We start from the raw sequence: 24,619 nt of genomic DNA, 5'->3' as shown, positions 1-24,619 counted from the left end.
GACAGCGGCCGCCATTCTAACGGCCGGGGGCCGCAGGGGATATGACGGCGGCAGGCGGAAGCGGCCGCTGGCCGGCTCCGGGGCCTCGAGGGGTGTCGGTTTTCCCCCGCCAGAGTGGCCTGTCCGCTCCAAGGCCGCGGCTGCCCGGTCGTCCATGCCGCCGTCCCGGCCAGACAGCACCGGCGACGGCCCGATCTGCAACGTTTTTCAGAACCGGATCTGTTGAAGGCCCGGGGCATTCCCCGCGCAATGGCCCGGATCAAGCCCTTGCATGGACCCACCCTGGTGACTTCCCCGGACAGCCCCTCCCCTTTCCCGCCCCGCCTGCCGGGCTCCCTGCCTGCAACGCTGCCGCTGGTCATCATCGGCGCCGGCCAGGCCGGGCTGTCCCTCAGCGCGCTCCTGCAGGAAGCCGGCGTCGAGCATCGCGTGCTGGAGGCCGAAACCGTGGGCGCCAGCTGGCAGCGGCGCTGGGATTCGTTCCAGACCAACACCGCCAACGCGACGATGGCCCTGCACGGCCATGCCTATGCGGGTGACGACCCGGAAGGTTTCATGGGGGCCCCGGAGGTGATCCGGCGGCTGCGCGACTATGCCGACGAACGCTCGTTGCCGATCAGCGAGGGATGCGGGGTACACCGGGTCGCACCTGGGCCCGGAGGCTATGCCATCGACAGCAGCCAGGGGCAGATCCACGCCCGCGCGGTGGTAGTCGCTACCGGTGAGTACCGCCGCGCGCGGATGCCCCGGGTCCCCTTCGCGCCCGCACCGGGTCTGACGGTGCTGCACTCCGGCGACTACCGCAGCCCCCGCCAGCTGCCCGATGGCGCCGTGCTGGTCATCGGTGGCGGCCAGTCCGGCGCGCAGATCGCCCAGGACCTGCGCGACAGCGGTCGCAGCGTGTACTGGTCACTGGCCCAGCGGCATTCGCATACCCGCCGGCTGCGCGGCAAGGACTCGATGACCTGGTGGGACATGGCCGGGCGTATCCACCAGCATGTGAGTGAAGCGGCCGCCGTCCTGGCCGGAGAACCGGATGCGCTGCGCAAGGCCCGCACCGCGGAGTTCCCGCTGATTTCCGGCAAGGGGCGTGCCGGCCTGGGCAGCTCGATCAGCCTGCTGGCGATGCACCGCGCAGGCATCAGGTTGCTGGGCCGGTTGCAGGGCTTCGATGGAAACGTCGCCCGCTTCGCCGATGTGCGCCCGCAGCTGCGCACCGCGATCGAGGCGACACGAACCGAATATGCCTATCTCGATTCGCTGGCCAGCGCGTACTACGCCACGCGCCCCGAGCCACGCACCGACGATGCCCGCTACATTCCCGACGAGGTCTACCTGCATTGGGAGCCGGACGCCGCCCCGCGTGAACTGGATCTGCAGACGGAAGGCATCCGTTCGGTGGTGCTGGCCACCGGCTTCGTCGCCGAATGGCCCTGGCTCGATGTGCAGGGCGTGCTGGACGCGCATGGCTATCCGCTCGGCGAGTTCGGCGTTTCACCGCATCCGGGGCTGTTCTTCATCGGCATGCACAACCTGCAGCGGATGAGTTCATCGTTCCTGTGCAACGGCGGTCGCGATGCACGCGACCTGTTGCCAGCGATCCTGCGGCACCTTGGCCAGGGCGGCGGTACCGCGCCCGGCCAAGGATGAAGCAATCCGCCGGGCATGGCCCGGCGGCGCCAGACCGGCTTAACGGCCGGTCTTCACTTCGGTCCACAGCCGGGTGTAGAGCTTGTCGGTCTCCGGCGTGTTGATCGAGTACGTGAACATCTTCTCGGCCACGTCGGCCGGCGGGTAGATGGTCGGGTCGGTACGGATCGCCTCATCCACCAGCGGGGTCGCGGTCGGCACCGGGTTGGCGTAGTGGATGAAGTTGGTGTTGGCCGCGGCAACCTTCGGCTGCAGCAGGTAGTTGATGAACGCGTACGCGGCTTCCGGATGCTTGGCATCCTTCGGGATCGCCAGCATGTCGAACCACTGCGGGGCGCCTTCCTTCGGGATCGAATAGGCCACGTGCACGCCATTGCTGGCTTCCTCGGCACGGTCGCGGGCCTGGATGATGTCACCCGACCAGCCGACTACCAGGCAGGTACCGCCGTTGGCCAGCGAACCCACGTACTGCGAGGAGTGGAAGTTCTGCACGTACGGGCGGATCGACTTCAGCAGGTCGGCCGCCTTCTGCAGCTCGGCCGGGTCGCCGCTGTGCGGGTCCAGGCCCAGGTAATGCAGCGCGATCGGGATCATGTCCGCCGGCGTGTCCAGGATGGTCACGCCGCAGTCCTTCATCTTGCTGATGTTCTCCGGCTTGAACACCAGGTCCCAGCTGTTGGCGATGTCGGTGCTGCCGCCGAAGCGCTGCTTCAGCATCTCCACGTTGTAGCCGATGCCGGTGGTGCCGATCATGTACGGCACGCCGTACTGGTTGCCCGGATCCTGGGTGGCGATGCGCTTCATCACCGCCGGGTCCAGATTGGCCAGGTTCGGGATCTTGCTCTTGTCCAGCGGCAGGAACACGCCGGCCTGGATCTGGCGGCCGAAGAAGTTCAGGGTCGGCACCACCACGTCGTAGCCGCTGTTGCCGGCCAGCAGCTTGGTCTCGACCATCTCGTCGCTGTCGAACACATCGTAGGTCACCTTGATGCCGCTCTCCTTCTCGAAGGTCGGGATGGTGTCCTCGGCGATGTAATCGCTGTAGTTGTAGACGTTCAGGACCTGGCTGTCCTGCGCGCCGCCGTTGCCACCGCTGCAGGCGGCAAGCATGGCGGAGGCCAGGCCGAGCGTGAGGATACGCAGCTTCATCGGGTGCTCCAGAATGCGGAAAGGGGGGCCGGCGGGGCCGGCGACGGGTGCCAGCCTACCCCCCGGCGGCGGATTTTTCTATTCCAGGTGCTCAGACGTTCAGCAGCAGGAACTCGCGCTCCCACGAGCTGATGACGCGGAAAAAGGTCTCGTATTCCTTGCGCTTGACCGAGATGTAGGCGCGGCAGAAGCGCTCGCCCAGCAGGGCCTGCAGCTCGCTGCACTGCTCCAGGCCGTCCAGTGCTTCGCCCAGCGAGCGCGGCAGGTTGTAGCCCAGTTCCTTGGCACTGCCGGTCACCGGTGCATCCGGTGCCAGCCGCTCACGGATGCCGAGCAGGCCGCAGGCCAGTGTCGCGGCCATCGCCAGGTACGGGTTGGCATCGGAACCGGCGAAACGGCTTTCCACGCGCATGTTTTCCGGCGTGTCCAGCGGCACGCGCAGCCCGCAGGTGCGGTTGTCATAGCCCCAGTGCACGTTGCTCGGCGAGACCTCGCCGAACACCAGCCGGCGATAGGAATTCACGTTCGGCGCGAAGAAGGCCATCGCCTGCGGCACGTACTTCTGCAGGCCGCCCAGGTAGTGGCCGAACACCGGGCTGAACTCGCCTTCGGCATCGGTCTCGCCGGCGAACACGTTGCTGCCGTCGCTCACCCGCACCAGGCTCTGGTGGATGTGCATGGCACTACCCGGCTCGTTTTCCATCGGTTTGGCCAGGAACGTGGCATACACCCCGTGGCGCATCGCCGCCTCGCGCATGGTGCGCTTGAACAGGAACACCTGGTCGGCCAGGTCCATCGCATCGGCATGGGTGAAGTTGACTTCCAGCTGCGCCGCGCCGGATTCATGGATCAGGGTGTCCACGTCCAGCTTCATCGCATCGGCGTAGTCGTACATCAGGTCGAGGATCGGGTCGAACTCGTTGACCGCATCGATGGAGTACGACTGCCGCGCGGTTTCCGGGCGCCCGGAACGGCCGGCCGGTGGCAGCAGCGGGAAGTCCGGGTCGGTGTTCTTCTGCACCAGGAAGAACTCCAGCTCCGGCGCCACCACCGGGCGCAGGCCCAGTTCGGCATAGGCCGCCAGCACGCGGCGCAGCACGTTGCGCGGTGCCAGCTCATGCGGCTCGCCGTTCTTGGTGTAGCAATCGTGGATGACCTGCGCGGTGGCGTCGGCCGCCCACGGCACCATCCGCACCGTATCCGGGTCGGGGCGCAGCATCATGTCCGAGTCCGACGGCGAGGTCAGCTCGTAGTAGTCATCGGGAAACTCGCCGGTGACGGTGGTGGCGAAGATGCCTTCGGGCAGCCGCGTACCGTAGTCATGCGAGAACTTGTCGGCGGGAATGATCTTGCCGCGCGCGTTGCCGGTGATGTCCGGCACCAGGCATTCCACCTCGGTGATGCGCCGCTCCTTCAGCCAGCGCAGCAGCGTGCTTTCCTGCGGTGCGGGGGGCGTGGCCGTCTTGCGCGGGCGCGTTCGGGAACTCATCGGGAATCCAGTCGGTTCTGTTGGTGCTGCCGGCAAGCTTGGCCGAACGCACGGAAAATAGCGTGATAGAACGGCGCCTGCATGACACGCCACTCCGGGTGCCACTGTACGCCGAGCACGAAACGATGGTGCAGGCTGCGTGCCGCTTCGACCAGCCCATCGTCGGCCACGGCCTCCACCTGCAGCCCCTGCGCCAGGCGGGCGATACCCTGCCCGTGCACCGAATTGACCTGCGCGCGGCCACTGCCGTGCCACTGCGCCAGCCAGCCATCGGCGGCCAGGGTCACCGCATGGGCCGGCCCATACTGCACTTCCACCGGCGCCTGCGGGTCTTCGCGATGGTCGGCCAGGCCAGGCACTGCATGCACCTGCGGATGCAGGCTGCCACCCAGCGCGACGTTCAACTCCTGGAAGCCGCGGCAGATCGCCAGCACCGGCAGGTCCAACGCCAGCGCTTCGTGCAGCAGCGCAAAGGCGTTGGCATCCCGGGCCGGGTCGTGCGGATTGCCTGGCCAGCTGCGGCCGCCCTCATAGTGCTGCGGTTCGATATTGCTGACCGCGCCGGTCAACAGCAGGCCATCGAGCCCCTGCAGCCAGTCGCCAGCCGGCAAGGGCGGCTGCAGGCTCGGCAGTACCACCGGGGTCACTCCGGCGGCCTCGGCCAGCGCGCGCACGTACTTCTCGCCGGCCACCGCAAAGCGGTGATGGCCGAGCACTGTGCTGTCGGTGGGCAGGCCCACCCAGGGCAGGCGGCGCATGGGAAAACTCCTTGGCGTGCCGACACGTTACCCGTCGCCCGGCGAACGCGGCAAGTCGTCGCCGTCACACCATGGCCGTCACGCATCGGCGAAACTAAGCGCGTGAACGCTGATCGCACTCCCCCGCTCCGCCCGTCCGTACTGCGCCCGCAAGGCCTGCGATGAGCGCCGCCTTCCCGCCCAGCTGGTACGCCGCCAGCCTGCCCGAGCCGCCCGCACTCCCCCCGCTGCAGGGCAATGTGCAGGCCGATGTCGCGGTGCTCGGCGCCGGCTACACCGGCCTGACCGCCGCGCTGGAACTGGCCGCCCGTGGCCAGCGCGTGGTGCTGCTGGAAGCGCAGCGGATCGGCTGGGGCGCGTCCGGCCGCAATGGAGGACAGGCGCTGGTCGGCTACGGCTGCGAGGTGGACGAGCTGGAACGGCAGCTCGGACGCGATGATGCGCGCCACCTGTTCGACTGGTCACGCGACGCGGTGCGGGCGATGCGCACCCGCATCGATCGTCACGGCATCGATTGCCATTGGGTGGAAGGCCACGCCAGCGTCGCCATCCGCGAGCGCCATGAGCGTGACCTGCAGGCCAACTGCGAGCACCTGCAGCGCCACTACGACTACCCCATGCAGTGGTGGGACCGCGATGCCCTGCGCGCGCAGCTGGACAGCCCACGCTACCGCGCCGCGATGTTCGACCCGCTCAGCGCGCACCTGCAGCCGCTGGCCTATGCGCGCGGGTTGGCCGATGCGGCGCGCGCGGCCGGCGTGGTGATCCACGAGAACTCCGCAGTGACCCGCGTACAGCGGGGACCACAGCCTTCCCTGCATACCGCTCAGGGCAGCGTGCGCGCTGCGCATCTGGTGGTGGCCGGCAACGCCTGGCTGCAGGGCCTGCTGCCCGTGCTGGAGCGGCGGATCATGCCGGTCGGCACCTATATCGGCGCCAGCGAACCGCTGGGTGCTGAACGCGCCCGGGCGCTGATCGGCAACAACATGGCCGTGGCCGACACCGCATGGGCTCTGGACTACTTCCGCCTCAGCCACGACCACCGCCTGCTGTTCGGCGGCCGCGCCAGCTACTCGGCCCTGCCCCCACCGGGCCTGCGCGGGGTGATGCAACGGCGCATGCACCAGGTGTTCCCACAGCTGGCCGACGTGGCACTGGACCAGGTCTGGGGTGGTTATGTGGACATCACCCGCAACCGCGCCCCGCACTGGGGCCGGCTGGACGGCAATCTGTACTTCGCGCAAGGGTTCTCGGGGCATGGCGTGGCCGCCGCCGGGCTGGCCGGCGAGGTGATTGCCGCTGCCATCGCCGGTCAGAGCGAGCGCCTGGACGTGTTCCAGCGCCTGCGCCATGCGCCCTTCCCCGGCGGCCGGCTGCTGCGCACCCCGCTGCTGGTGGCAGCGATGTCCTGGTACAAGTTGCGGGATGCGTTGTGGTGAAGCAGTGAGCTGACACGAAGAGATTCCCAAGAACCGGCAATTCCTGGTCCTCCACGGCATGTGAAGAGCACTCATCCAGGAGGGCGTGACGGAATTCTCATTTGATCGGCAGATCGCATCGGCAATTGCATTATCTATTTCATGCCGATACCGTCCCTCAGAACCGGGTCCCGCGGCGAATGGATACTGACAGGGAACGTACTAGAGGGAGATGTGCGATTGAACTGGTGGAATGAAGGCCTGCAGTTGAAGTTGCGTATCCGCCCGGCGGGGCTGGTCCTTGCGCTGTTGTACGCCATCGCATGCTGGGCGTCTCGCCAGTTGTCGCTCGACCAGTTCTACCTGCCCGCCGGCGTCCGCGTGGCTGCGGTGCTATTGTTCCCCCCTCGATGGTGGCCGTACCTGCTGCTGGGCGAATACGCCTACTTTGCGCAGATGCGCGTGCCAATGATCGAGAAGTATGGACCGGCCTGGATAGTGCTTGGTTCGGCACTGCTGATGCCTGCAGTGATGCTGATCGTGCATCTGCACCGGAAAATGATGGTGACCACGAAGAATGCGTGGCTGATTTCAGTCGCGGCGGCTTCGGCCATGGTCGTCACAGCGCTCAATCTGATGTTGGCGCACCTTCTGTGGCCGACACCGCCGGAGATGCCGGTGCTTGCCAGCATCGCGCGCCTGGTCGTTGGCGACTTCATCGGCATACTGACCCTTGCACCGCTTGCGTTGCTGTGGACACGCCGGACCGGCAACGCCCGTTGGACCTCAGGTTTCGCCCCGCCTGCACTCGCTGCCCTGACGCTGATGGCGATGATTGGCCTGTATGCCGCACAGCTACCCCCGGACGAAGCCAACGCCAAGACATCGATGCAGCTGCTGATGGCTCTGCCGGTCGTCGTGCTCACCTGTCTGTATGGCTGGCGAGGTGCGGCGATCGGAGTACCGTCGCTCAACCTGATCATTGGCCTGACCACCCCAAGCCCCTACACGGGTGCGTTCGATCCAGCTGCGTTCGCGACCCAGCAGATCATGGCGGTCACCGGCGCTGCACTGCTGGTGTTAGGGTCGCGCATCACCCACTACTACCACCGTTCGCGATTGGGCGAAGTGGGTGAAAGAGATGCGCTCAAGCACGCGCGGAATTCACTGGTCGCAAGCGAGCTTGATCTCCGTGAGCGCGCGCGGCACCTGAGGAAGCTGGGGGACGGCATCGACACCTCGCTCGGCGAGGTGGTGAATTGGCTCAATGCGCATGGCCATCCCACGATAGCGAACAGTCTCCTGCATATGGCTTCGGTCCATTCGCGACAGTTCCGCGAACAAACCAGCATGGTCTACCCCGCAGCATTGGAGCATCTTGGGCTCTACGTCGCCCTACAGGCCGGCGGCGTACGCGAAACTTGGGACCTGAGCCATCGCGTGATGCGCCCTCGATTGCTCGGCGATCCCTGTCAGCTCAGTGTCGGCCTGCAGCTGGCCGCCTATCGCGCCCTCACCGATGCCGTTTCGCTGTTGATCAACAGTGAATCCGGCCAGATCAGCATCCGCGTGCGTTGCGGCAGGAGAGGAGGACGCCGCGGCATCCTGATGACGGTCGCACTGCTGGATTCATACCGCAGCCTGTCGCCGTCCACTGTCACCGCCACTGTCGAGCGCTTGGCTGGCCGAACGATTGCCTATGGCGGAACAGTGCAGTGCCATCGGAATCGGATACGGATGGCGATGGTGGAAACGGGGGACTCCGCCGCCATCAGCATTGCGTCGTTCAACGCTATGGATCACGTGACGACCTCCGGACAGGGAAATTCGCAGACCCAGATCTGATGGCCGGTGTCCGCCAAAGGGCCGGCCTTACCATAATCGCCCTCTGCCCGCGTTCATCGCGGCAAGCGCAGCGGCGCAGGAGATCCCGACGCCGCTGCGCACTCCTACGCCTTTACGGTGTTTCAAGCGACCAAATGACCTCGCCGCCACTACGATAACGCACCAGCGAAAAATCGCTGCCGCTGTAGATCTGCGAGCGGCTGGCGCCTGCCGGTATCTGGATCTTCTGCTGGGGCAGCGAAACCCTGGCCACATTGTTGCCTGCCGGCAGCACCCAGTAGGCCCCACCTGCGTTGCCGATGATCAGCTGCACGTTTCCGAGTAGGTCGTTCACCTGCAAATAGGTGATGCCGTCACGCTGGAATCCATACAGCTGCCAGCTGGGATCCTGGCTGAGATTGACTGCAGCCGGACTGGCCTGCCCCAACCCAGCCGTAGCCAATGGCTTCCCATGAAAATCCGAGGGACCGCCCGCGATTGCCGGGGCAGCGGCAAGCATCAGAAATCCAGTGGCCGCACCAAAACATGAAAATCGCACAGTGACCTCCAGGTCGAAGTTGAAGTCGAGAACCTCCAGCTGATACTAACCGCTTCCCATCTGAGCAATGGACCAAACGACGAGCACGGACGTTTTCGTCCTAAAGTTGCACCCGAAACCGCCGCTATCCGTGCCGAGCCCTCCTTCGTGAGCCACCGCATCATGCCCGTCCTGCCGCAGGCCGCCGTCGATGGCGACCTGGCCGATCCGCTGCCGCAGCGGATCCTGCTGGTCGAAAATTCCCGTGCCTTTACCGGCATGCTGCGCGAAGCCATCGAGCAACGCCTGGAACTGCCGGTGGTGATCGCCTCCACCCTGGCCGAGGCCGATCGCCTGCTGAGCGAGGATGGCGGCTGGTTCCTGGTGCTGACCGGGTTGGTGCTGGCCGACGGCGACCGCGATGCAGTGGTCGAGTTCTTCCTCAAGCGCGGTCTGCCCACCGTGGTGGTCAGCAGCGTCTACGACGAAGACCTGCGCAAGCGCGTGCTGCAGCAGCAGATCATCGACTACGTACTGAAGAACACCCCCGGCAGCATCGACTACCTGGTGTGGCTGGTACAGCGGCTGGAACGCAACCGCCGCATCGCGGCGCTGGTGGTGGACGATTCGCCGTCCGCGCGCGGCTATGCCGCCGCCCTGCTGCGCATGTATGGCCATGAGGTGCACGAAGCGGCCGATGGCAACGAGGGCCTGGTCGCGATCGAGGCCCATCCGGCAATCCGCCTGGCCGTGGTCGACCAGGAAATGCCGGGCATGCAGGGCGTGGAGTTCACCCGCCGCCTGCGTACCCTGCGCTCACGCGACAAGGTGGCGGTGATCGGCATCTCCGGCAACACCGATGCCTCGCTGATCCCACGCTTCCTGAAGAACGGTGCCAACGACTTCCTGCGCAAGCCGTTCTCGCGCGAGGAATTCTTCTGCCGTGTCTCGCAGAACGTGGATCAGCTGGAACTGATCGGCACCCTGCAGGATCTGGCCACCCGCGACTTCCTTACCGGCCTGCCCAACCGCCGCTGCTTCCTGGAACAGAGCCAGCGCCAGCTGCCGCAGCTGCAGCTGCATGGCCAGTGCGCGGCGGTGGCGATGATCGACATCGACCACTTCAAGCACATCAACGATACCCATGGCCACGAAGCCGGCGACGATGCGCTGCGTGCGGTGGCCGGTGCGGTGGCCGCGCATGCACGCAGCCAGGACCTGATCGCACGCTTCGGTGGCGAGGAGTTCTGCCTGCTGGTGCCGGACATGGAACAGGACGAGGCACTGCAGTACTTCGAGGAGCTGCGCCAGCGCATCGCCGCACTGGAAGTGGACATTGGCACCGCGACGCTTCGCATGACGGTCAGCATCGGCCTGTGCTGCCTGCGCCCGCAGCGTGATGCGCTGCACCGGCTGATCTCCGAGGCCGATCGCCAGCTGTACCTCGCCAAGGCTGGCGGCCGCAACCGGGTCAGCTGCACCACCGTGGCCAGCCCGCTGCGCCCGCGCGAGCCTGCCCTGCCCTGACCGGCGCGCTTTGATCCAGATCAACGCCACCACCGCGTGGCGGATCTACAGTCGGCCCCGACATACGCATGAAGGGGAGCCGGGGATGGCATTACTGGTCTGGCAGGACGATCTGAACATCGGCATCGATGTGATCGATCAGCAACATCGCCGCATCATCGAGATGCTCAACCACCTGCACGTGGCCCAGGCCAGCATGCAGCGCGCGGCGGTGGGTGAAGTGATCGACGAGGTGGTGGACTACACCATGTCGCACTTCGCGTTCGAAGAAGAGCTGATGGAAGAAGCGGGCTACCCGTTCTGTGCCGCGCACAAGCGCGTGCATGAGGTCTTCATCAAGCGGGTATCGGAATACCGCATGCGCTTCCAGGCCGGCGAGGACATCAGCGACGAGCTGCGCACCATGCTCTCGCGCTGGCTGTTCAACCACATCCGCGGTGATGACCAGGCCTATGCCGAACAGGTCAAGGCGCACCTGAACCAGTTCGCCCGCGAGCACCAGGGTGGCGGTTGGCTGGGGCGTACGCTCAAGCGCTTCTTTGGTTGAGCCGCAGGGCGCGCCGGTGCAGTGCCACCAGCGCGCACAGGGTCGCCACCGCAGTCAGACACAGGTAGTAGCCGACCGCGACCAGACCGAAGCGTTCGGCCAGCCAGGTGGCCAGGTACGGCGCCGGTGCCGCACCGAGAATGCCGGCCAGATTGAATGACAGCGAGGCGCCGGTGTAGCGCACCTCCACCGGATAGATCTCGGCCAGGAAGGTGCCACAGGGGCCGTAGGTCAGACCCATCAGGAACAGGCCCAGGCACAGGAAGGCCGTGACCAGCCACGGGCTGTGCGGCTGGAACAGCGGCGCGAACAGCACACCGAAGCCGACGATCAGTACGCTGGCGACAATCATCGTGCGCCGCGTGCCCCAACGGTCGCCATAGCGCGCCGACAGTGGGATGCCCAGCGCGAAGAACAGCATGCCGGCCATCTGCATCAGCAGGAACTGCTCGCGGCTGTAGCCCAGCACCGCGGTGCCGTGGCCGAGGCTGAACACCGTCATCAGGTAGAACAGCACGAAGGTGGCGAACGCACCCAGCGTGCCGAGCAGCATCGGTACCGGGTGGTCACGCAGTACCGTCCACATCGGCAGCCGCACCGGCGCCTTGCGCTCCAGCGCCTTCTTGAAGTCCGGCGTCTCGTGGATGTTCAGGCGCACCCACAGGCCAAGGCCGACCAGCAGTGCGCTGGCCACGAACGGGATACGCCAGCCCCACTGCAGGAAGTCATCCTGGCTCAGGCAGCGGCCGAGCACCAGGAAAATGCCGGCCGACAGCAGGAAGCCGAGCGGCGCACCCAGCTGCGGGAACATGCCGTACCAGGCACGTTTGCCCGGCGGTGCGTTCTCGGTGGCCAGCAGCACTGCCCCACCCCACTCGCCGCCCAGCCCCAGGCCCTGGCCGAAGCGGCACAGCGCCAACAGCGCGGGGGCCCACAGGCCAATCTGCGCGTGGGTAGGCAGCAAACCGATCAGCACCGTGGACAGGCCCATGGTCAGCAACGCGGCGACCAGGGTGGCCTTGCGGCCGATGCGGTCGCCGAAATGGCCGAACACCGCCGAGCCGACCGGCCGCGCGATGAACGCCACCGCGAAGGTCGCCAGTGACTGCAACAGGGCCGCCTGTTCGCTGCTGTCCGGGAAGAACAGGTGTGGGAACACCAGCACCGCGGCCGTGGCGTAGATGTAGAAATCGAAGAATTCGATGGTGGTGCCGATCAGGCTGGCCAGCAGGACACGGCGGGGGGAATTCACGGGCGGCGCGGCAGCGGTGATCGTCGACATCGGCAACACGGGTAACGGCGGATCGCCCGATTCTGCCACGGGCTGGTGGCCGCACGGGGCGATGGTTTCAGCCGACACCGATGCCAACGAAATTTTTCGGGCGTCCGGCTAGGCTGCGCCACCGGTCCCTGCATGGATGCTTTGCCGATGGATGCAGTCACGCTGTCGTGGTCCGATTCGCCGAAGCTGCCGCGCATGGCGGCGTGGCTGGTGGTACTGCTGGTGCATGGATTGATGGCGCTGTGGCTGCTGGGCAGCGGCAGGATCATGCTGCGCAGTGATGACGACGCAAGGATCTCGCTGCGCTAGCTGCCACCGGAACCGCCGACGCTGGCGCCTTTACAGCCTACCCTGCGCTCCGCACCGGTGACGCGTCCGTCCGCGTCGGCGATGCCACGTCCTGCCCCGGCTGCCCAGACAGATTCCCCCCTACCAGCCGCAGAGGAAACGGTCGTTGCGGCGCCGCTGATCCTGGGCCTCCCGGCGGGCAGCATCGACGGTGGCGACGGCATCAGCGCTGCGGGTGTCGCTCCGCGCCTTATTGGTCACCGCGAGATACACCCGGCATTCGCGCCGCGCCGCAATTACTTCCGGATCCGCCGGCAGATGACGCCGGAGCAGATCGTGCATGGCGTAGCGCAACTGCTGGGTTTGTGGCCACCGGGATACATTGTCGACCCGTGTGAGCTGGGCCGGCAGGACATGGATTACTTCCAGAATGCCGTCGAAGAAGCCGACCGCGACATGCTGCGTGTGGCAGTGCTGCAGGTGAGTGCCCGCTGCCGGTAGCTCGACAGCTGTCTTCCTTCTGTAGAGTCGAGCAAGGCTCGACTGCTCTTCGCGAAAAGCAGCCGAGCATGGCTCGGCTCTACCGAAGAACGAAAAGCAGTCGAGCAAGGCTCGACTCTACAAAGAGCGAACAGCGGTCAAGCAGCCGCGTCGTTACAACTGGATCCAGGTGGCCTTGATCTCGCTGTACTTGTCGAAGGCGTGCAGCGATTTGTCGCGGCCGTTGCCGGACTGCTTGTAACCACCAAACGGTGCGGTCATGTCGCCGCCATCCCAGCCGTTCACCCAGACGCTGCCGGCGCGCAGCTGGCGCGCAACCCGATGCGCGCGGCCCAGATCGCGTGTCCAGAGACCGGCGGCCAGTCCGTAGCGGCTGTCGTTGGCCACGCGCACGGCTTCGGCCTCGTCGTCGAAACCGAGCACCGCCAGCACCGGCCCGAACACTTCCTCGCGCGCCAATGCCTGCCCCGGGTGCACCTGATCGAACACGGTCGGCTGCACATAGCTGCCACCCGCCTCCACCTCGGCACGATGCCCGCCCAGCAGCAGGCGGGCACCTTCAGCTTCGGCGCGTGCGATATCCCGCATCACCTTGTGCAGATGGGCGGCGTCCACCAGCGCGCCCATCGGTGCGTCGGCGTCCAGCGGATGCTGCGGCTGCATGTGCTGGCCATGGGCGATCACCTGGTGCACGAAATCCTCACGGATCGAGCGCTGCACCAGCAACCGCGACCCGGCGGTACAGACTTCGCCCTGGTTGAAGAAGATGCCCTGCGCCACGGCCTTGGCCGCCGCGTCCAGATCGGGAGCGTCGGCGAACACCACATGCGGGCTCTTGCCGCCGCACTCCAGCCAGACCCGCTTGAGGTTGGATCGCCCGGAATACTCCAGCAACTTCGCGCCGGTGGCAGTGGAACCGGTGAACGCCAACACATCCACGTCCATGTGCAGGGCCAGCGGTTCGCCAACGCGCGCGCCATGGCCCGGCAGCACGTTCAGCACGCCCTCCGGCAGGCCCGCCTCGGCGGCCAGCGCCGCCAGCCGCAGCGCACTCAGCGGCGACCGCTCCGAAGGCTTGAGCACCACCGAATTGCCCATCGCCAGCGCCGGCGCGATCTTCCAACAGGCCATCAGCAACGGGAAATTCCACGGCACGATGGCCGCCACCACGCCCGCGGCTTCGCGGGTGACCAGTCCGAGTTCGTGCGGGCCAGTCGGCGCGATCTCGCCATACAGTTTGTCCACTGCTTCGGCGGTCCAGCTCAGGCAGCGCACCACACCGGGCAGGTCGATACGGCGCGCGTCACGCACCGGCTTGCCCATGTCCAGGGTTTCCAGCAGCGCCAGCTCATCGGCGTGCTTCTCCACCAGCGCGGCCAGCGCCAGCAACACGCGCTTGCGATGCGCCGGGCTCGCCTGCGACCAGTGGCCCGCCTCGAAGCTGCGCCGCGCGGCCAGTACCGCGCGCTCGACATCCTGCGCGTCGCAGTCGGCAACCGCGCCCAGCACGCGACCATCGATCGGGCTGATGCAGTCGAAGCGGGCGCCGCTGGCGGCATCGACATAGCGGCCATCGATGAAGGCCTGGCCCGGCATCGAGAGCTGAAGGGACAGCGCCTGCCAGTGGCTGCGGTCGGGGAAATCGGCCATGGGAAGCTCCAGTGGTCAACGAGCCTTGGTTATACCGGGACCGCCGCGACTCCACCGTGACGCGGCTGCGCTACATTCGTCGCATCGGACCCGATGGAGCTGGCATGAAGCGTCCCGAAAGCGACCTGCACGACCTGGCCACCCAGCGTCCCGAGTCACTGGACGCGTACTGGATGCCGTTCACCGCCAACCGCCAGTACAAGGCCGCGCCGCGCCTGCTGGTACGCGCCGAAGGCATGCACTACGAGGACGTCGACGGCCGCCAGATCCTCGACGGCACTGCCGGCCTGTGGTGCTGCAACGCCGGCCACGCCCGCCCACGCATCGTCGACGCCATCGTCGAGCAGGCACGCACGCTCGACTACTCGCCGGCCTTCCAGATGGGCTCGCCGCCGGCCTTCGCGCTGGCGCAGCGGCTGGCCGCACTGGCGCCTGCCCCGCTCAACCATGTGTTCTTCACCAGCTCCGGCTCGGAGGCGGTGGATACCGCGATGAAAATCGTGCTGGCCTACCACCGCCAGCGTGGCGAGGGCCAGCGCACCCGCTTCATCAGCCGCGAGAAGGCCTACCACGGAGTGGGCTTCGGCGGCATGGCACTGGGTGGACTGCCCAACAACCGCAGGGCGTTCGGCCTGCAGCTGGGCGGCGTGGACTACCTGCGGCATACCCTGGACCTGCCGCGCAATGCGTTCAGCAGGGGCCTGCCGCGCCAGGGCGCCGAGCTGGCCGACGACCTGGAACGGCTGATCGCGCTGCACGACGCCTCGACCATCGCGGCGGTGTTCGTCGAGCCCATTGCCGGTTCGGCCGGGGTGATCCTGCCCGCGCCGGGCTATCTGCAGCGCCTGCGCGAGCTGTGCGACCACCACGGCATCCTGCTGGTGTTCGACGAGGTCATCACCGGCTTCGGCCGGGTCGGCATGCCCTTCGCCGCGCAGCGCTTCGGAGTCACTCCGGACCTGCTGACCTTCGCCAAGGCGGTCAGCAACGGCGCGGTGCCGCTGGGTGGCGTGCTGGCCAGCGACGCCGTGCATGCAACCCTGATGCAGGCACCGCCACAGGCCATCGAGCTGTTCCACGGCTATACCTACTCGGGGCATCCGCTGGCCTGTGCGGCGGCGCTGGCCACGCTGGAGGTCTATACCGAGGAGCGCTTGTTCGAGCGTGCCATCGAGCTGGGCGAATACTGGCAGGAACGGCTGCATGCGCTGCAGGGCCTGCCCAACGTGATCGACATCCGCAACTTCGGGCTGGTCGGCGCGGTCGAGCTGGCACCGCGCCGCGATGCCCCCGGCAGCCGCGGCTACGAAGTGTTCCGGCGCTGCTTCCACGACGGCCGGCTGCTGGTGCGCTGTACCGGCGACATCATCGCGCTGTCGCCGCCGCTGATCGTGGACAAGGCACAGATCGACCAGATCACCGGCACCCTGGGCGAGATGATCCGGGCCACCGCCTGAGCCCGGGCCGGCGGTGGCGAGCGGGTACAATGGGCGGTTCCGCTCCTGCTCGCTGCCGTGCCCATGGATATCGTCGTCAAAGAAGAACTCAAGGCCTACATCGACCCGCTGACCGCGGACGAACATGACGCGCTGGAGCGCAGCATCCTGGCCGAAGGCTGCCGCGATGCGCTGGTGCTGTGGGGTGATGTGCTGGTCGATGGCCACAACCGTTTCGGCATCTGCCAGAAGCATGACCTGCCCTTCAATACCGTGCAGAACACCCGCTTCCAGAGCATGGAAGACGTGCACCTGTGGATGATCGAGCAGCACCTGGGCCGCCGCAGCGTATCCGATTTCCAGCGCGGCGTGCTGGCGCTGCGCAAGCGCGACATCCTGGCCGCCCGCAAGCAGATCGAGCAGGCGCAGCTGCAGCGCGAGAGCGACGGCACCGCCGAAGCCGTCGAGGACGCGGGTGAGGACAGCCCGCCGTGGGAACCGGCACCGAAGATCAGCCGCGCCGAGCTGGCCCGCGAGGCCAAGCTGAGCACCAGCCAGGTCGGCATGATCGAACGCATCCACGCCCAGGCCGCGGCCGAGGTGGTGGAAGCGGTGAAGGCCGGCGTGATCTCGATCAGCGCTGCCGCTGCCGTGGCCGACCTGCCGGAAGATGAGCAGCGCGCCGCTGCCGCCGGTGGCAAGGATGAGCTGAAGCAGGCCGCCAAGCGCGTGCGGGAGTCCAAGCGCAAGCCGCGCGCACCGAAGCCGGAAGCAGCCGAGATGGACTTCGAGGAAGCGGACGAAGAGCAGATCGCCAGCCGCGACGCCGAGGTGCTGTCGGCACTGGAGCAGCTGGGCGAGGATGCGCCGGCGCTGCGCCGCCGCGTGGTCGCGCTGACCCGCGAGAACGACACCCTGCGCGCGCAGCTGGCTGCGTTGCGCAAGCAACTCGAAGCGCTCTGAACCAGCGGGTAGTGCCGGCCGCTGGCCGGCAACCCCATGAACGTTCCGGGTGCGTTGCGGATGCCGGCCAGCGGTCGGCACTACCCGGTGCTCATCCGCTGGCAGGTAGACTTCCGGCATGACGCCTGCCAACGATCCGCGCCGCGCTCAGCTGCAGCGCCTGAAAGCCCTCGCGCTGGGACTGCTGCTGTTGATGCTGGCCGGTTTCGCGGTCAGCCACTGGCAGGGCGAGCGCGGCATCTGGGCCTGGGTTTCGGCGTTCTGCGAGGCCGCAGCCGTGGGCGCACTGGCCGACTGGTTCGCGGTCGTTGCCCTGTTCCGGCGGCCGATGGGCCTGCCGATCCCGCATACCGCGATCATCCCGCGCAGCAAGGAACGCATCGGCGACAGCCTGGCCCTGTTCGTGCGCGACCAGTTCCTGGAGCCGGGTGTGCTGCTGGCAAAGCTGCAGGTATTCGACCCGGCCAGCCGTCTCGGCAGTTGGCTGGCCGACCCTGCACGGTCGCGGATGCTGGCCGACATGGCCCGCGGCTGGGCCCTGCAGGCTCTGGACTTTTTTGACGAAACCGCGGTGCGCCGGCAGCTGCACACCTTCGTGGTGCAGCAGCTGCGGCAGTGGAATGCCGCCGCCACCGCCGGTGAGCTGCTGGCCCTGCTGACCGCCGACGGGCGCCACCAGCGCGTGCTGGACGAAGGCCTGCAGCGGCTGGGGCGCTGGCTGGAGCAGCCGGAGGTGAAGGAACGCGCCTCGCAGCTGATCGTGCGTTACATCCAGCGCGAATGGCCGACGCTGTCGAGCACGGTGAACTGGGTCAAGCCGATCGATGAGATCGGCGACAGCCTGGCCGAACGCCTGGCGCGGGCGGTGCTGGAAGAACTGCAGCAGGTACTGGCCGAGCCGCAGCATCCGCTGCGCCAGGACTACGAGAGCTGGCTGCAGAACTACGTGCAGCGCCTGCGCGAGGACCCGGCCCTGGCCGAGCGCATCGAACAGCTCAAACAGGAAATGATCGACCACCCCGCCCTGCAGGAGTACGTGCAGGGGCTGTGGGCGCGCATCCATGCCAGCCTGCGCGCGGACCTGCAGCGCGAGGACTCGGCGCTGGTCGGCCACCTGCAGCGCAGCCTCGCCTCGCTGGGCAGCAGCCTGCAGGCCGACCCGGCCCTGCGCGAGGCCCTCAACCAGCACCTGCTGGAGGGCGCCCAGCGTCTGACCGGCCGCCTGCGCGAAGGCGTGACCACGCATATCGCGCAGACCGTGAAAAGCTGGGACGAACGGCACCTGGTCGAGCAGCTGGAACTGAGCGTGGGCCGCGACCTGCAGTTCATCCGCTTCAACGGCACCCTGGTGGGCGGGCTGATCGGCCTGCTGCTGCATGCGGCGACGGTGGTGTTCAGGTTCTAGGCCTCAGCGCGCCCTTCGGATCATCACGCTTGATTCATAAAATGCGAATGCCTATCATTTACTGATCGGTTGTACGCTTAGCCAATCGGGTGCGGAAGACGCACCCATCGCCCGTGTACATCCCCGACCTCTGGACTGCCCGTCTGCGCGGGCCGTGCTTCGTCGATGGGACACGCTGGGCGACATGCGCAGGGCGCAAGGGGGCCGCGGACGCGTTCCATCCCCTCTCCTACCTGCAGGAATGCCGTGGACCGCTCGCCCGCAACCGCCAGCCCCCGCACCTTTTTCTCCAACCCGCGCTGGGGCGTGCTGTCACGCTCGTTGGCCGCGATCTTCGGCGGTTACGCGCTGGCCTCGGTGACCAGCGTGTTCTGCGTCGTGGCCCTGCCTGGCGCACGTGGCCAGACCGTGCTGACCGGCATGCTGCTGGCCATCCTGGTCGCCGCCTGTGCGGCACTGTGGGCATTCGCCACCCACAGCGCGCTGCGCGCCTGGGTCGGTATCCTCGCGCCCGCGCTGCTGATGGCCGTCATTGCGCGCCTGCTGGGGGCCTGGGCATGAAGAACGGGTTCCGCCAGTCGATGGCCTGGCTGCACACCTGGACCGGCCTGCTGGTTGGCTGGTTGCTGCTGCTGATCTTCATGGCCGGCACGGCCAGCTACTACCGCGAGGAAATCAGCCGCTGGATGCGTCCGGAACTGCCGTCCAGCAACGTCAGCATCGACGTCGCCGCACAGCGCGCGGTGGACTACCTGCAGGCCAACGCCGCGCAGGCCGAGAACTGGTTCGTCACCCTGCCGCAGCCGCGCAACCCGGCCATGCAGATGTTCTGGCGGTTGCCACCGGAACTGGCCGATCCCAGCCGTGGCCGCCGTGGTGGCTTCGGTGATGCCACGCTGGACCCGAACACCGGCCAGGCACTGAAAGCGCGCGAGACCCGCGGCGGTGATTTCTTCTACCGCCTGCACTTCGACCTGCACTACATCCCGGTGCTGTGGGCCCGCTATCTGGTCGGCTTCTGCGCGATGTTCATGCTGGTGGCGATCATCACCGGCGTCATCACCCACAAGAAAATCTTCAAGGACTTCTTCACCTTCCGCAAGGACAAGGGCCTGCGTTCCTGGCTGGATTTCCACAACGTCAGCGCGGTGATGGCCCTGCCCTACCACGCGATGATCACCTACACCGGCATCGTCACGCTGATGATCATGTACCTGCCGTGGGGCGTGAAGGTGGCCTACCCGCAGGACGAGGACAAGTTCTTCTTCGAGGCCTTCGGCGGCATGCCGGAGGTGACCGCGGCGGCCGAAGGCCGCGCCACCCCGCTGCCGATCGCCCAGCTGCTGGACAGCGCACGCGCGCATTGGCACGGCGTGGAGGTGGCCGGCTTCACCGTGTCCCATCCGGGCGCGGCCAATGCGGTGATCGACATCCGCCAGCGCGACGGCAAGCGCCTGTCCACCGACACACCGGCCGTGCGCTACAACATGATCACGGGTGCGCTGCTGGAAGAAACACCGCCGTCAGGCGGCGCCACCGCCACCCGCGGCGTGCTGTACGGCCTGCACCTGGCGCGCTTCGCCGACTGGGGCCTGCGCGCACTGTTCTTCCTGTCCGGCCTGGTCGGCTGCCTGATGGTGGCCAGCGGCGTGGTGCTGTGGGCAGTGAAGGAACGGCCCAAGCACGCCAAGAGTGGCCGCACCGGCTTCGGCCTGCGCCTGGTCGATGCGCTGAACATCGGCACCGTGGCCGGCCTGCCGATCGCCTTCGCCGCCTACTTCTGGGGCAACCGCCTGCTGCCGCTGGACATCGCCGAGCGCTCCAGCGCCGAAGCCAACGTGTTCTTCTACGCCTGGGGTGCGGCACTGCTGGCCGCCTTCATCTGGCCCAAGCGGATGATGTGGGCCTGGCAGCTGTACCTCGGTGCGGCGGCGTTCGCGCTGGTGCCGGTGGTCAATGCACTGACCACGCATGCGCACCTGGGCATCACCCTGCGCAACGGCGACTGGGTGCTGGCGGGCTTCGATCTGTCGATGATCGCGTTCGGCGCGATGCTGGCGCTGTGTGGCTGGCGCATGCAGCGCTGGACGCCACCGCTGTCTGCAGCCGAGAAGAAGAAGCGTGCTGCCGCCGCAGCGGCACCCAAGGCCCCGGTGGACGCTGTGGAAACCGCCGAAGCGGAGGCCAGCGCATGATGCTGCTGGCGTTGACCCTGTCGTTCTCTGCGTTCACCGCGTTGTCGCTGGCGATGGAGAAGCACCAGCACGATCTGCACGGCAAGGCTGCAGCCACCCCGGCACGGCGCACGCAGTGGCGGGTGCTGGGCTGGGTACTGCTGGCGGTAGCGTTCGCACTGTGCGTGGTCGACCACGGCTGGGCGATGGGCCCGGTGCTGTGGCTGGGCGTGATGACCGTCGGCGGCGTGGCGTTGTCGTTCGGGTTGTACCCGTACCGGCCGAAATGGATCGCGCCGCTGGCGATCGCGCTGCCCGTGGCCGGGCTGCTGGTGGCGTTGCTGTAGCAGAGCCACCGGGGTCGGATCCCTTGCGCGCAGCGCAAGGGCTCTGACCCCGGGTACGTAGATCCGGATGGGGTCAGAGCCCCTGCGCTTCGCGCAGGGGATCCGACCCCGGGCATCGGCTTACCCCAACCGCTTCAGTTCCCACGCGCGGTGGATGCGCGCGTTGCGCTCGAAGTCCGGGCCGATGGTGCGCGCGGTGATCTCGCGGCACTGGGCGAATTCGGCGATGGCGTTCTCTTCCAGCTTGAAGCGTCGGAAGTTGTTGGAGAAGTACAGCACGCCACCCGGTGCCAGCCGCGCCACCGCCGCGCGCAGCAGCTTCAGTTGTTCGCGCTGCACGTCGAAGTCGTCGGCACGCGCGGAGTTGGAGAACGTCGGCGGATCGCAGAAGATCACGTCGTACTGGCCACGGTCGCCTTCCAGCCACGCCATCGCATCGGCCTGCACCAGCAGGTGCTGGTTGCCGCCCTGCCCGTTCAACGCCAGGTTGTCGTAGCACCACTGCAGGTAAGTGGCCGACAGGTCGACGCTGGTGGTGCTGGCGGCACCGGCCACCGCCGCCTGCACGCTGGCCACGCCGGTGTAGCAGAACAGGTTGAGGAAACGCTTGCCAGGCGCCTGCTCGGCCATCATCCGGCGCAGCGGGCGGTGGTCGAGGAACAGACCGGTGTCCAGGTAGTCGAACAGATTCACCTGCAGCAGCGCGTTGTTCTCGCGCACCACGATGAATTCGTCACGCTGCTCGAAACGGCCGTACTTGCTGCCGCCCTTGCCGCGCTCGCGCGACTTCATCGACACCTGTTCCGGCGGCACGCCGAATACTTCGCGCGCGGCCGCCAGCAGCTCGTTGCGGCGGCGGCGCACGTCGTTCTCCGGAATCGCCGCCGGTGCAGCGTATTCCTGCACATGCAGGAAGGTGCGGCGCTTGCCACCGTCTTCCTCGTAGACATCGATGGCCGCCGCGTACTCCGGCAGATCGGCATCGTAGGCGCGGAAGCAGGTGATGTCCTCGCGGGCGCGCCAGCTCTTGAACTTCTTCAGGTTCTTGCGCAGGCGGTTGGCCACCATCTGCGCGCCTTCGCTCAGTTCGCGCGGCTGCGCCGGGTCGCGGCCCGGCACGGCGATCGGGTCGCAGACGATCAGCGCGCATTCCAGCGCACCGTTGAACATCTGGTACTTCTTGCCTGCACGCAGGCCGGTGGCAAAGGCCAGTTCGTCGTTGCCGCACAGCAGGCTGGCGCGCCACTGCGGCACGGCCTTCTGCAGGGCGTTGCCGAGCGCGCGGTACAGCGCCGGATCAGCGGCCAGGCGCTCGTCGTACGGCGGGTTGCAGACCACCGCACCGATCTCCTGCTCCGGCGCGGCCAGGTCGGCCACATCGGCGCGGGTGAAGCGGATCGCGTGGGCAACACCAGCCACCTCGGCATTCTCGCGTGCCGCCTGGATCGCGGTCGGGTCGATGTCGCTGCCGTGGATGACCGGCTTCAGCGCGGCCAGGCCAGCCGCTTCGCGGTCACGCGCCTCGCTCTGGATGCTCTTCCAGGCCGCCTTGTCGAAGCCCAGCCAGCGGCTCGGCGGCAGGCTGCCATGGCGCATCAGGCCGGGAGCAACGTCGGCGGCCATCAGCGCGCCTTCAATCAGCAGCGTGCCGCTGCCGCACATCGGGTCCAGCAGGCCGCCACCGGCAGCGTGCAGGCGCGGCCACTGCGCGCGCAGCAGCAGCGCGGCGGCCAGGTTTTCCTTCAGCGGTGCCTCGTGGGCGGCGCCGCGCCAGCCACGGCGATGCAACGGGCCGCCGCCGAGGTCGATCGACAGCGAGGCGCGGCCTTTGCGCAGTGACAGGTTGACGCGCACATCCGGCAGGTCGGTGTTGACCGACGGGCGCTCCAGGCCTTCATCACGCATGCGGTCGACGATGGCGTCCTTGATCCGCTGCGCGGCAAAGCGGGCATGGGTGATCTTGTCGCCCGACACATGCGCGTCCACCGCCAGGGTCATCTCCGGCTTGATGTGCTCGTGCCACGGCAGCGCACGCACGCCGTCGTACAGGGCCTGTTCGTCCGGGCAGTCGAACTCGTCGATCGGCCACAGCACGCGGCTGGCCAGGCGCGACCACATCACGATCCGCAGCGCCTGCTCCAGTTCGCCCTCGGCATTGACGCCGGCAATGGTGGCAGTGGCCTTGCCAAGGCCCAGGGCCGACAGTTCATCGGCAAGCAGGTATTCCAGGCCCTTGGCGCAGGAGACGAAGAATTTCACGGGATCGGTTCGCAGGTGGTCGGGCGCGGCACAGGGGCCGGGCCAGTCGGAAAGGAGGGCCGTAGGCACGGCCGGCAGGCCCGCGCCGGGGGCGGCGGGGCTGCCATTGTAGTCAATGCGGGCGGGCGCGCCGTGCGCCCGGGCTTCACAGTTGCCGCAGCAGGCGCTCGAAGGCCTGCGCGGAGGCCTCCACGTGGTGCTCCAGGCGGTGGCCGTCGTCGACCAGCAGCAGCTGCGCCGAACGCGCCTGGGCCCAGGCGATCACTCCAGCGGCCGGCACCACATCGTCATGCCAGGCCTGGACCACGGTGGTCGGCACGGCGGCGGCGTCCAGCGCCGGCATCGGGCCCATGGTGGTCGGCGGCACCATCAGGAACAGGCCGGCCACCGGCACCTGCAGCGAGGCGATGGCAGAGATGTAGGCACCCAGGCTGGAGCCGGCCAGCACCACCGGGCCCTGTTGGGCAGCGATGGCGGTGCGTTCGACCAGGCGGCGCAGCCGGGTCGGCACATCGCCCACCCGGCTGACCTCGCTCATCGCGTCCAGGTCGGTGTAGTCCGGACGCTCATGGGTCCAGCCCAGTCGCTGCGCCACGTCGGCCAGCGCGGTGACCTTGGTCGCTTCCGGGCCACTCTCGAAACCATGCGACAGGATGCAGTGGCCGCGGCTCATGCGCGTGCTCCATGCGAGCGGGCCGATGAGGAAAGGGAAGGCAGGTTCATGCCGCAATGCTAGCATCGCCGGATGCCCAACCCGCTCCTGCCCGGCCTGCAGCTGCAGCCCCTGCCCTACGAAGACCGCCTGCCGCTGCGCGACCCGGCCACGCTGGAGATGGTGGTGATCCACTGCACCGAGCTGCCCGATCTGGCGATGGCCCGTGAGTACGGCGAGCGCGTGCTGTATGACAGCGGCGCCGGCAACAGCGGCCACTTCTACATCGACCGCGATGGCAGCGTGGTGCAGTACGTGGCGCCGGAACGCGTGGCGCATCACGTGCGCGGCATGAACGCGCATACGCTGGGCATCGAGCTGATCAACACCGGGCGCTACCCGCACTGGTTCGACAGCCGCCAGCAGGCGATGGACGAGCCCTACACCGAGGCACAGCTGCAGGCGCTGGAAGGCCTGCTGCAGGCGCTGGTGGCGCACTATCCGTCGCTGCGGCGGATTGCCGGGCATGACCAGCTGGACCTGGAGCAGGTGCCGGCCAGCGATGACCCGGCGCTGATGGTGGCACGCAAGCGTGATCCGGGGCCGCTGTTCCCGTGGGCGCGGATCCTGGCGAAGGTGCCGTTGCAGGGGCTGGATTGATCGACAGGGCTGCGCCCTGTACCCGCAGCGGCAACATCAACATCAAAAGCGGGCAATCCGTGGGATGGCGGGGTGGGTCCGGTTGCGAGGGACGCTGCAAGT

General features: G+C 67.5%; 20 protein-coding genes and 1 pseudogene. 13 read left to right on the top strand and 8 right to left on the bottom strand.

The window, feature by feature from the left end:
- Positions 1-249: 249 nt before the first annotated feature.
- Complete coding sequence (locus N5D91_RS16295; RefSeq protein WP_153856927.1) at positions 250-1,650, top strand: NAD(P)-binding domain-containing protein; 1,401 nt, start codon at positions 250-252, stop codon at positions 1,648-1,650.
- Positions 1,651-1,689: 39 nt separating this feature from the next.
- On the opposite strand, the gene N5D91_RS16290 is transcribed toward N5D91_RS16295, so the two are convergent.
- The 3 genes from N5D91_RS16290 to N5D91_RS16280 all read right to left on the bottom strand — a co-directional run bounded on the left by N5D91_RS16290 (position 1,690) and on the right by N5D91_RS16280 (position 5,046).
- Complete coding sequence (locus N5D91_RS16290) at positions 1,690-2,799, bottom strand: polyamine ABC transporter substrate-binding protein (RefSeq protein WP_004151739.1); 1,110 nt, start codon at positions 2,797-2,799, stop codon at positions 1,690-1,692.
- Between the two features lie 91 nt (positions 2,800-2,890).
- Positions 2,891-4,288, bottom strand: a complete 1,398-nt coding sequence (locus N5D91_RS16285) for a glutamine synthetase family protein (protein WP_153856925.1) — start codon at positions 4,286-4,288, stop codon at positions 2,891-2,893.
- Positions 4,285-5,046, bottom strand: coding sequence for a gamma-glutamyl-gamma-aminobutyrate hydrolase family protein (locus tag N5D91_RS16280; RefSeq protein ID WP_180855188.1), 762 nt, complete (start codon positions 5,044-5,046; stop codon positions 4,285-4,287). The genes N5D91_RS16285 and N5D91_RS16280 overlap by 4 nt, the downstream gene beginning before the upstream one ends.
- Positions 5,047-5,207: 161 nt before the next feature.
- On the opposite strand from N5D91_RS16280, the gene N5D91_RS16275 reads away from it, so the two are divergent.
- Positions 5,208-6,485 carry an FAD-binding oxidoreductase gene (locus tag N5D91_RS16275; protein WP_180855187.1) on the top strand — a complete coding sequence of 426 codons (1,278 nt, stop codon included), beginning with the start codon at positions 5,208-5,210 and terminating at the stop codon, positions 6,483-6,485.
- 213 nt (positions 6,486-6,698) lie between these two features.
- The gene (locus tag N5D91_RS16270) at positions 6,699-8,309 is read left to right on the top strand and encodes an MASE1 domain-containing protein (protein WP_239506187.1); all 1,611 of its coding nucleotides are present in this window, start codon (positions 6,699-6,701) and stop codon (positions 8,307-8,309) included.
- A gap of 112 nt (positions 8,310-8,421) precedes the next feature.
- Here the strand turns inward: N5D91_RS16270 and N5D91_RS16265 are convergent, their stop codons facing one another.
- Entirely contained in the window at positions 8,422-8,808 is a 387-nt protein-coding gene (locus N5D91_RS16265; protein ID WP_239506186.1) for a hypothetical protein, read from the bottom strand.
- Between the two features lie 201 nt (positions 8,809-9,009).
- Between N5D91_RS16265 and N5D91_RS16260 the strand changes: the two genes are divergently transcribed.
- Entirely contained in the window at positions 9,010-10,353 is a 1,344-nt protein-coding gene (locus tag N5D91_RS16260; protein WP_180855192.1) for a diguanylate cyclase, read from the top strand.
- Between the two features lie 85 nt (positions 10,354-10,438).
- Positions 10,439-10,900 carry a bacteriohemerythrin gene (locus N5D91_RS16255; protein ID WP_004151683.1) on the top strand — a complete coding sequence of 154 codons (462 nt, stop codon included), beginning with the start codon at positions 10,439-10,441 and terminating at the stop codon, positions 10,898-10,900.
- On the opposite strand, the gene N5D91_RS16250 is transcribed toward N5D91_RS16255, so the two are convergent.
- Entirely contained in the window at positions 10,881-12,173 is a 1,293-nt protein-coding gene (locus N5D91_RS16250; protein WP_180847697.1) for an MFS transporter, read from the bottom strand. The genes N5D91_RS16255 and N5D91_RS16250 overlap by 20 nt on opposite strands.
- 156 nt (positions 12,174-12,329) lie before the next feature.
- On the opposite strand from N5D91_RS16250, the pseudogene N5D91_RS16245 reads away from it, so the two are divergent.
- Positions 12,330-12,971: pseudogene (locus tag N5D91_RS16245) on the top strand (hypothetical protein).
- 153 nt (positions 12,972-13,124) lie between these two features.
- On the opposite strand, the gene N5D91_RS16240 reads toward N5D91_RS16245, so the two are convergent.
- On the bottom strand, positions 13,125-14,621 hold the full coding sequence (locus N5D91_RS16240; protein WP_180855185.1) for an aldehyde dehydrogenase: 1,497 nt from the start codon (positions 14,619-14,621) through the stop codon (positions 13,125-13,127).
- A gap of 104 nt (positions 14,622-14,725) precedes the next feature.
- Here N5D91_RS16240 and N5D91_RS16235 point away from each other — a divergent pair, with 104 nt between their 5' ends.
- The 6 genes from N5D91_RS16235 to N5D91_RS16210 all read left to right on the top strand — a co-directional run bounded on the left by N5D91_RS16235 (position 14,726) and on the right by N5D91_RS16210 (position 20,946).
- Positions 14,726-16,078 (top strand): aspartate aminotransferase family protein, encoded by a 1,353-nt coding sequence (locus N5D91_RS16235; protein ID WP_180855183.1) that lies wholly within the window; start codon positions 14,726-14,728, stop codon positions 16,076-16,078.
- 63 nt (positions 16,079-16,141) lie between these two features.
- Entirely contained in the window at positions 16,142-17,020 is an 879-nt protein-coding gene (locus N5D91_RS16230; RefSeq protein WP_180855181.1) for a plasmid replication/partition related protein, read from the top strand.
- A 118-nt stretch (positions 17,021-17,138) separates the two neighbouring features.
- Positions 17,139-18,425, top strand: a complete 1,287-nt coding sequence (locus N5D91_RS16225; RefSeq protein ID WP_180855178.1) for a DUF445 family protein — start codon at positions 17,139-17,141, stop codon at positions 18,423-18,425.
- A gap of 246 nt (positions 18,426-18,671) precedes the next feature.
- Positions 18,672-18,986 carry a DUF3649 domain-containing protein gene (locus tag N5D91_RS16220; RefSeq protein ID WP_180855176.1) on the top strand — a complete coding sequence of 105 codons (315 nt, stop codon included), beginning with the start codon at positions 18,672-18,674 and terminating at the stop codon, positions 18,984-18,986.
- Positions 18,983-20,620 (top strand): PepSY-associated TM helix domain-containing protein, encoded by a 1,638-nt coding sequence (locus N5D91_RS16215; protein WP_279908234.1) that lies wholly within the window; start codon positions 18,983-18,985, stop codon positions 20,618-20,620. Before N5D91_RS16220 ends, N5D91_RS16215 begins: the two co-directional genes overlap by 4 nt.
- Complete coding sequence (locus tag N5D91_RS16210; protein ID WP_049463592.1) at positions 20,617-20,946, top strand: DUF3325 domain-containing protein; 330 nt, start codon at positions 20,617-20,619, stop codon at positions 20,944-20,946. The genes N5D91_RS16215 and N5D91_RS16210 overlap by 4 nt, the downstream gene beginning before the upstream one ends.
- Before the next feature lie 120 nt (positions 20,947-21,066).
- Here the strand turns inward: N5D91_RS16210 and rlmKL are convergent, their stop codons facing one another.
- Positions 21,067-23,205: a bifunctional 23S rRNA (guanine(2069)-N(7))-methyltransferase RlmK/23S rRNA (guanine(2445)-N(2))-methyltransferase RlmL gene (gene rlmKL, locus N5D91_RS16205; protein ID WP_279908237.1), complete on the bottom strand. Its 2,139-nt coding sequence runs from the start codon at positions 23,203-23,205 to the stop codon at positions 21,067-21,069.
- A gap of 145 nt (positions 23,206-23,350) precedes the next feature.
- The gene (locus N5D91_RS16200) at positions 23,351-23,878 is read right to left on the bottom strand and encodes an alpha/beta hydrolase (protein ID WP_049399884.1); all 528 of its coding nucleotides are present in this window, start codon (positions 23,876-23,878) and stop codon (positions 23,351-23,353) included.
- A gap of 72 nt (positions 23,879-23,950) precedes the next feature.
- Between N5D91_RS16200 and N5D91_RS16195 the strand changes: the two genes are divergently transcribed.
- Positions 23,951-24,517 (top strand): N-acetylmuramoyl-L-alanine amidase, encoded by a 567-nt coding sequence (locus N5D91_RS16195; protein WP_180855173.1) that lies wholly within the window; start codon positions 23,951-23,953, stop codon positions 24,515-24,517.
- The last annotated feature ends 102 nt before the right edge of the window (positions 24,518-24,619 follow it).

Origin of the sequence: Stenotrophomonas sp. GD03794 (assembly GCF_029842145.1) — a bacterium.
GTDB classification, from domain to species: Bacteria; Pseudomonadota; Gammaproteobacteria; order Xanthomonadales; family Xanthomonadaceae; genus Stenotrophomonas; species Stenotrophomonas riyadhensis.
The sequence above is the reverse complement of the archived record's forward strand: the minus strand, read 5'-3'. Positions and strand labels throughout refer to the sequence as shown.

Excerpts from the sequence above, each read along its gene's own strand:
- N5D91_RS16295 (WP_153856927.1), top strand. The coding sequence starts at position 250 with ATGGCCCGGATCAAGCCCTTGCATGGACCCACCCTGGTGACTTCCCCG.
- N5D91_RS16290 (WP_004151739.1), bottom strand. The coding sequence starts at position 2,799 with ATGAAGCTGCGTATCCTCACGCTCGGCCTGGCCTCCGCCATGCTTGCC.
- N5D91_RS16285 (WP_153856925.1), bottom strand. The coding sequence starts at position 4,288 with ATGAGTTCCCGAACGCGCCCGCGCAAGACGGCCACGCCCCCCGCACCG.
- N5D91_RS16280 (WP_180855188.1), bottom strand. The coding sequence starts at position 5,046 with ATGCGCCGCCTGCCCTGGGTGGGCCTGCCCACCGACAGCACAGTGCTC.
- N5D91_RS16275 (WP_180855187.1), top strand. The coding sequence starts at position 5,208 with ATGAGCGCCGCCTTCCCGCCCAGCTGGTACGCCGCCAGCCTGCCCGAG.
- N5D91_RS16265 (WP_239506186.1), bottom strand. The coding sequence starts at position 8,808 with ATGCTTGCCGCTGCCCCGGCAATCGCGGGCGGTCCCTCGGATTTTCAT.
- N5D91_RS16260 (WP_180855192.1), top strand. The coding sequence starts at position 9,010 with ATGCCCGTCCTGCCGCAGGCCGCCGTCGATGGCGACCTGGCCGATCCG.
- N5D91_RS16255 (WP_004151683.1), top strand. The coding sequence starts at position 10,439 with ATGGCATTACTGGTCTGGCAGGACGATCTGAACATCGGCATCGATGTG.
- N5D91_RS16240 (WP_180855185.1), bottom strand. The coding sequence starts at position 14,621 with ATGGCCGATTTCCCCGACCGCAGCCACTGGCAGGCGCTGTCCCTTCAG.
- N5D91_RS16235 (WP_180855183.1), top strand. The coding sequence starts at position 14,726 with ATGAAGCGTCCCGAAAGCGACCTGCACGACCTGGCCACCCAGCGTCCC.
- N5D91_RS16230 (WP_180855181.1), top strand. The coding sequence starts at position 16,142 with ATGGATATCGTCGTCAAAGAAGAACTCAAGGCCTACATCGACCCGCTG.
- N5D91_RS16225 (WP_180855178.1), top strand. The coding sequence starts at position 17,139 with ATGACGCCTGCCAACGATCCGCGCCGCGCTCAGCTGCAGCGCCTGAAA.
- N5D91_RS16215 (WP_279908234.1), top strand. The coding sequence starts at position 18,983 with ATGAAGAACGGGTTCCGCCAGTCGATGGCCTGGCTGCACACCTGGACC.
- N5D91_RS16210 (WP_049463592.1), top strand. The coding sequence starts at position 20,617 with ATGATGCTGCTGGCGTTGACCCTGTCGTTCTCTGCGTTCACCGCGTTG.
- N5D91_RS16200 (WP_049399884.1), bottom strand. The coding sequence starts at position 23,878 with ATGAGCCGCGGCCACTGCATCCTGTCGCATGGTTTCGAGAGTGGCCCG.
- N5D91_RS16195 (WP_180855173.1), top strand. The coding sequence starts at position 23,951 with ATGCCCAACCCGCTCCTGCCCGGCCTGCAGCTGCAGCCCCTGCCCTAC.